This window comes from Natrinema soli (assembly GCF_028618695.1).
This window is the reverse complement of record NZ_JAQIVI010000239.1, coordinates 1-6348: the sequence shown is the minus strand read 5'-3', so window position 1 is coordinate 6348 and position 6348 is coordinate 1. Positions and strand designations below refer to the sequence as shown.

Sequence of the window (6348 nt, the reverse complement as noted above, 5' to 3'; positions counted from 1 at the left end):
AACGTCGGCGAGCGTCACTCCCGAGAGGGGTCGCTGGAAGCGCTCGCGCTCGTCGTCATCCTCGGCGGACGCCAATCGCTCGTCGAAGGCGGGCGTCGCCGTCTCCCGCAGACGGTCGAACTCGTCGTCCGCGAGCGCGTCGATCCGGTCGTACAGGTCGGCGGTCAGTTCGTCGGGGAGGTCCCCGAGCGTGGTCTCCTCGAGCGGGAGTCGCGTCAGGACGAACCGAAAGTCGCCGTCGAACTCGACGCCCCAGCCGTCGCTCTCGGCCGCGTACGCGTCGTCCTCGTTGAGATTGGCGCGATAACTCTCCAACCACTCTCTGGACGGAAACCAGTCTGTCATGGGTTCACAGACAGGATTCGGCGGCTTCAGCGTTCGTCCGCGAATCCGAGGCGATATATGTGCGACCGGTTCGCACGGGAACCGATCGACGGACACGGAAGTCAGTGGGTGGTGTAGCCACTGAAACGATTTACACACTGACTTTCAGTGGCTACTATAGTGACCGAAATCCGCCGAACGGGTACGGCCGGCAATGAGCGGCTCATCTCGAGCGTCCCCCGCTGGCTGATAAACTCCCTCGGATACGCGGAGCAATCACAACAGGCGTTCACACTGTGCACAGTTCTATATCGGGTCCGTCGAAGCCCGGTGGCCACACATGAGCACGCAACAACTCCAACCGATCGAACAGTATTTTCCGACCGAACCGTGGCTCGAGGCGTATCGAGACGCGATCAACGAAAGCAACGAGTACGCCGAGCACTCGGCGGGCTGGGGCGTCGAGTTCGACGGCTCGTTCATCTTCCAGATCGAGGGCATCCCTCTCGAGAGCAACACCATCGCCGACCTACCGCCGGAAATCGTCGACGCGGTCGACGACGAACTCTCGGGGCTCTCCGAAAGCGAGATCGACGCGATGCTCGAGGAAGCGCCACCCGAGGTGCGCGAGCGCATCGAATCCCGTAGCGGGCCGCTCGAGGAACGCGTCACCACTGAGGTCATGGAGACGACGATGGCGGAGATCCCCGACCACACCTGGCCGGAACTGCGGGCGGAATTCCCCGACCTCCTCGACGAACTGATCACGCAACTCGAGGAGAACATCGCCGACGACGGCACCATGTACTCGTATCTGGACCTCTACGATGGTGAATGCCGGGAAGTGGATACGATCACCGACCTCGACGAGCGGGAGTACGGGTTCCGACTCGTCGGCGACTTCGAGCAGTGGACGACGCTCGTCCGCGGCGAGGGCGGCGTCATCGACATGCTGATGTCCGGCGACTTCGAGATCGACGGCGACATGCAGAAGATCCTGCAGTACTCCGACGCGGCCGTCGACCTCGCCGAGGTTTCGGCCGACATGGACTCCCGGTTCATCTTCTGAACTTACCCCCGGCGACGAACGGTCTGTCAGCCACCGGTCGGCGGCGACGCGGTGGCGTCCTCGTTCTCGATCGCTCGAGCGCGGTGACTCGTTTCTGTTCCGTCCTCGGCCGCACCTCTTTTCGTTCCGTCCTCAGCCACACCCCCTTTCGCTCCGTCCTCGACCGTCCCCTGGCGAGCGATTCAGAGCCACTCCTGTCGGCGGAAGTGGACGAGCATCAGCCCGGCGAGTATTCCCATTCCGAGCATCGTCGCCGGATAGCCGTACGTCCAGTACAGTTCGGGCATGGCCAGGGGCGTCTCGGCGAAGTTCATGCCGTAGACGCCGGCGATGAACGTCAGCGGGATGAAGATCGTCGCGACGACCGTCAGCGTCTTCATCACGTCGTTGGTCGACTGCGAGACGGTGTTGAGGTAGATGTCCCGCGACCCGCCGGTGAGATCGCGGTACGTCTCGATGAGGTCGACGACCTGAACGAGGTGGTCGTAGACGTCTCGGAAGTACTTCTCGTTGTGATCGGCGATCTCGGGAACGTCGCCGCGCGAGAGGAACGAGATCGCCTCTCGAGCGGGCCAGGCGACCTTTCGGAACGCGAGGAGGTCCCGCCGGACGTCGTTCAGCGTCGCTAACAGCTGAGGGTCCGGCTCGTCGAGAACGCGCTCTTCGACCGCTTCGATATCGTCTTCGATCTCGTCGAGGAGAACGAAGTAGTCGTCGACGATGGCGTCCATGATCCGGTAGACGAGGAAGTCGGTCCCTCGGTCGGCGAATCGGCGGCCGTTCTTCGCCCACCGGGACGCCGAGGGGTCGACGAGTTCGACGTCGGTCGTCGACATCGTCACCACCCAGTCGGTGCCAATAAAGAACCCGACGGGGCTCGTCTGTACCTCCTTGTGGAACGCGATATCGTCGCGCTGGCTGAGCCGAACGGTCTTCAGCAACACGAACGTGTGCGTCTCATACTCCTCGGTCTTCGGTCGCGTCCCCTCGTCGAGCACGTCTTCGATGGCCAACTGGTGAATGTCGAAGCGCTCCGCGAGCGCGTCCATCTCGCTCGGCACGGGGTCGGCAGCGTGTATCCACGTTTCTCCCGGCGTCTCGATCGCGGTCGCCAGATCGTCGTACTGCTCCGCGCCGTCGGCCGTATACACCATCGCGTCGAGGCTCATACGCTCTCGCCCGAGTCGGACCGTCCTGCGATCGCGACGAGAGCGATGCCGACGATGGTCGCTGTGATCGAAAATGCCCGTCCGGGGTACTCGACGTAGACCCCGACGACGTACCCGATAAATCCGACGGCAAACAAACCGGCTCCTGCGAGTCTGGCCCAATTCATGGACGTATCCATTCGAGTCTATCGAGAAGAAAGTACGGTGCCGGATCGAATCCGGAGCCGATGCCCGTTTTCCGTCGGGTGTCCGTTTGACCGGTGGTTCCGTCAGTACTCGAGGATCAGTCCGTACACCAGCCCGAGCGTCCCGCCGTAGAGGGCCCACGCGATGACGCCGACGAGGCCGCCGATGGTGACGTTGGGTATCGCCATCGGCACTCCCATCGCAACCGTCAACCAGACGGGCGCCAGGAACAAGGAGAGGACCACGCCGACGGCGATCCCGTAGCCGTTGCCGAGCGCGAGCGTCGTCGTCGTGAGTGCGGACCGCTTGAGCAGCGGGACGAGGATTTTCTGGAGGTGTTCGTTGCGACTCGAGAGCAGCATTACCTTCGAGACGAAGGCGTCGATCTCTTCAGTTTCTAGCCGACCGTCGCTACAGCGCCCGATTTACGCCGTTGATCGAGCCGGTGATCCCGCGAGATCGGTGACCGGATCGGTCGCTGTCGGTGCTCGAGACTGACTGCGATGGATCGCCACGACGGCGTCCCACAACCGCACGAACGCGGTTCCGTGAGAAAAACGGCCGTCCGCTCTCCGTCACACCGCGCCAGTTGCAGCCGACGTTACTCGCACTGCATCAGTCACAGCTGACGTTGCTCGCACCGCGCCGGCGTGACCGCAGTCGTCACGGAATGATCTGTGCGAGGATTTTGGACTCGATCTTCCGCAGGTGGCCGCCGACCGTCCCACCAGTGCAGCCGAGTTCGTTGCCGATATCCTCGTGCGTCACCGCTCGAGGCACGTTGTAGTAGCCCATATCGACGGCGGTCTGGAGGATCTCCTGTTGGCGCTCGGTGAGCTGGGAGAACAGTCGATCCGTGTTCGGTTCGTATTCCCCCGTCTTGAGGAGTTTGAGTCTGATCCCGTCGGGGACATCCGGGATGGCCTCCTGAAAGCTCTGTACGTCGCCGATCATCGTGACGCGCAACCCGCCGCGCCGCGTGAACTCGAGGGGCGTATCGAAGATGAACTCGAACTCCTTGAGTATACTCAACAGACCGACGAGCCGCTCGTGTGCCCCGACGTGGATGTAGGCGTGGATCTCGTCGCCGACGCCCGAGAGCTGGTACTTGCATACCATCGGTGAGTCTTTCAGAATCGTCTCGAGGGCCTCCCGATCACCCGAGAATTGATAGATCGTGACGATCGTCTCGTCGGCGAGGAGATTGACGTTGTGGAGGAGCTCACGCGAGACCTCGGGATGGTCCGCGATCCGCTTATCAACGGGGTGCAATCCCTCGTCGTCAGGGATGATGATGCATTTTGCGTATCTCATCTCACGACCGTCACCACACTGTGAACATACTTCTTGCTACCGTTTGTCAGTGGCGTTGCGAAGCGAGGGGAGCCATCGGTCGGCTCGCGCTTCGAGACTGTCGTCTGTCGCCGATAACGGCGCTCAGTTCGGGATCGTCGATAGATCACTGGAAACGACATCTGAGACGTTACTCGGGAAGTTCGGCGGTGAAATTGCCGTGGACTGCGATTCCGCGCTTGATAATCTCGTACTGGTGGTACAGGGTCACGCCCTGATTGACGGACGCGTCGCTCTTGATACTGTCAGCTAAAAATATTTCAAACAAGAGCACGTTATCCCGATATGACCTCTCTCGACAACGTCTCTACCGAAGACCTCCGCCAGGTCTTGGCGGAGGTCGAGGGGAAAAAGCCGTCACAACGTCTTATGGCGGCAATCAACTACCTTGAAGAAGATGGTGCAACGCTACAAGAGGTCGCTGAACGCTATGGATACACTGCTGGCTGGCTCTCGCGGTGGCTTGATCGACTCGAACGGCTCGCCGACGAGCCGTTCGAGGAGGTTGTCTACGACGAACCACGAGAAGGGAGACCGTCAGAACTCTCTGAACACGAGCACGAACAGTTCGTTGAGGCACTCCATGGGACACCCGAAGACGTTGGACTAGATGCGCCCGCGTGGTCTGTGCCACTTGCTCGTCACTATCTCGTCGAGGAATTCAACGTTGAGTACTGTGAACGGCACGTCCGGCGATTGATGTCTGAGGCCGGGCTGTCTTGTAGTACTTAGGAGAAGTTTTGAAAATTCATACCGTAATTTGTACCGTAATACGAGCTAGTTCAGTTCCTCCGCTCGTTCAGCCAGCAACTGAATCAACTCCTGTATGGTGATTTCGTCCTCTTGAACGAGGGTTGTATCGACCGCATATTCGATCGCTTCAGCGTAGCTGGAGCGATCGTGATGGGCCATAATTCGTGTAAGTTTCTCAGCCAACTCATCGCTGATTGTGACTGTTGTATATCCTTCAGGAGGCATAATCCAACATAGAAGCGTAATACGGTAAAAGTTACGGGAAGTATCTTCAGAACTTCCCTTAGGTACTAGAAGACAGCCCGGCCGGAGTACTACAAATCCGACGAGAGAGCCCAAGAAGCCTGGCAAGAAGGCTTCAAAAAAAGCGTGACAACTTGGACGACGAATACACGATCCTGACCATTGATCAGACACGCCAGGTGCTCTCAACGCTGATTTATGCGTGGTTTCCGGAAGGGGAGCGCCCGTCACTCCCAGTGACGGGCGCGTGGGACAGCATCAGGCTGCTCGGTGCAGTCAGTGATTCCGGCGAGACGTTCTTTCTTCCCTGTGCGGAGAATTTCAACAGCGACACAACGGTTCGATTGCTTGACGCACTCCAGACCGAGTTCGGCGAGAAAATCTGTGTGGTCTTGGACAATGCGTCGTATTTCACGGCCAACAAAGTGCAAGAGTTCGTCGAAGACACGCCGATCGAATTGTGTTACCTTCCGCGGGGTTCACCAGAGCTGAACCCCGCGGAAGAGTGTTGGCGACGCCTCGATCAGGCTCTTGGAAATCGCCTCTTCGACACATTAGATGAACTTCGTGAGGCTGCGCTCACCGCGCTTGACAGCATTGAACCGCCGAATGTCTTTACGTACTTATGTCCTTGAATATGAGGCCGAGTGCGGCTGCGGCTTTGAGGAGGGGCGTAACGGCCAGTGAGGGCAACCATTGCCGTCGCGCCGACGGGATGATCTGCTCGTAGTGGTCGTCGAACGTCACGTCGGTGAATCCGAGCTCCTCGAGGCTCTCCCGGAACTCGCTGATATGCGCGAAGTCGGGAACGGCCCACCCGTCGAGGACCGTTCGCAGCTTCTCCGCCTCCGGGTCGGTCAGCGCGGTTCGACTCCTGAAGCCGTCGGATATCATGAGACGGCCGCCCGGCACGAGGACGCGACGAACCTCCTCGAGGACCCGTTCTTTGCACTCCGAGTGACAGACCGTTTCGATACCGGAGACCGCGTCGAACGTATCGTCCGGATACGGAATGTCGTGGTAGTCCCCGACGCTGAACTCGGTCGACTCAGCAACGCCGCGCTCGCGAGCGTTCGCACGGGCTTCGCTGACGTGCAGCGGATCGATGTCGATGCCGTGGACATCGGCCCCGCATTCGGCCGCGGCGTGCGTTGGGAACCCGCCACGTCCCGTCCCGATGTCCAACACCCTGACCTCTTCTCGACCTCGTCGGTCATCCACCCCATCTGATTCCCGTTTCCTCCCTGCGCC

At 60.2% G+C, this 6348-nt stretch carries 8 protein-coding genes and 3 pseudogenes; 3 read left to right on the top strand and 8 right to left on the bottom strand.

Annotated elements, in window-relative coordinates; genetic code table 11:
• Positions 1-345: pseudogene (locus PGX04_RS15495) on the bottom strand (sterol carrier protein); the annotation flags it as partial.
• Positions 346-664: 319 nt separating this feature from the next.
• On the opposite strand from PGX04_RS15495, the gene PGX04_RS15490 reads away from it, so the two are divergent.
• A complete protein-coding gene (locus tag PGX04_RS15490) occupies positions 665-1393 on the top strand; it encodes an SCP2 sterol-binding domain-containing protein (protein ID WP_273739327.1) in 729 nt (242 codons plus the stop codon).
• A 182-nt stretch (positions 1394-1575) separates the two neighbouring features.
• On the opposite strand, the gene corA is transcribed toward PGX04_RS15490, so the two are convergent.
• The 5 genes from corA to PGX04_RS15465 form a co-directional block, all read right to left on the bottom strand.
• Positions 1576-2562, bottom strand: coding sequence for a magnesium/cobalt transporter CorA (gene corA / locus PGX04_RS15485; protein WP_273739326.1), 987 nt, complete (start codon positions 2560-2562; stop codon positions 1576-1578).
• Positions 2559-2729, bottom strand: coding sequence for a hypothetical protein (locus tag PGX04_RS15480; protein WP_273739325.1), 171 nt, complete (start codon positions 2727-2729; stop codon positions 2559-2561). The genes corA and PGX04_RS15480 overlap by 4 nt, the downstream gene beginning before the upstream one ends.
• 102 nt (positions 2730-2831) lie before the next feature.
• Positions 2832-3110 carry a hypothetical protein gene (locus tag PGX04_RS15475; RefSeq protein ID WP_273739324.1) on the bottom strand — a complete coding sequence of 93 codons (279 nt, stop codon included), beginning with the start codon at positions 3108-3110 and terminating at the stop codon, positions 2832-2834.
• Between the two features lie 301 nt (positions 3111-3411).
• Positions 3412-4062, bottom strand: a complete 651-nt coding sequence (locus tag PGX04_RS15470) for a helix-turn-helix domain-containing protein (RefSeq protein WP_273739323.1) — start codon at positions 4060-4062, stop codon at positions 3412-3414.
• Between the two features lie 169 nt (positions 4063-4231).
• Entirely contained in the window at positions 4232-4369 is a 138-nt protein-coding gene (locus PGX04_RS15465) for a hypothetical protein (protein ID WP_273739322.1), read from the bottom strand.
• A gap of 17 nt (positions 4370-4386) precedes the next feature.
• On the opposite strand from PGX04_RS15465, the pseudogene PGX04_RS15460 reads away from it, so the two are divergent.
• Positions 4387-4830 (top strand): annotated as a pseudogene (locus PGX04_RS15460) (helix-turn-helix domain-containing protein); the annotation flags it as partial.
• 48 nt (positions 4831-4878) lie between these two features.
• On the opposite strand, the gene PGX04_RS15455 reads toward PGX04_RS15460, so the two are convergent.
• Positions 4879-5079: a hypothetical protein gene (locus PGX04_RS15455; protein ID WP_273737889.1), complete on the bottom strand. Its 201-nt coding sequence runs from the start codon at positions 5077-5079 to the stop codon at positions 4879-4881.
• 69 nt (positions 5080-5148) lie between these two features.
• Here PGX04_RS15455 and PGX04_RS15450 point away from each other — a divergent pair.
• Positions 5149-5732 (top strand): annotated as a pseudogene (locus PGX04_RS15450) (IS630 family transposase); the annotation flags it as partial.
• Here PGX04_RS15450 and PGX04_RS15445 read toward each other — a convergent pair.
• Positions 5713-6348: SAM-dependent methyltransferase (locus PGX04_RS15445; protein ID WP_273739321.1), on the bottom strand; the 636-nt coding region annotated here is incomplete at its 5' end. The pseudogene PGX04_RS15450 and the gene PGX04_RS15445 sit on opposite strands and share 20 nt — an antisense overlap.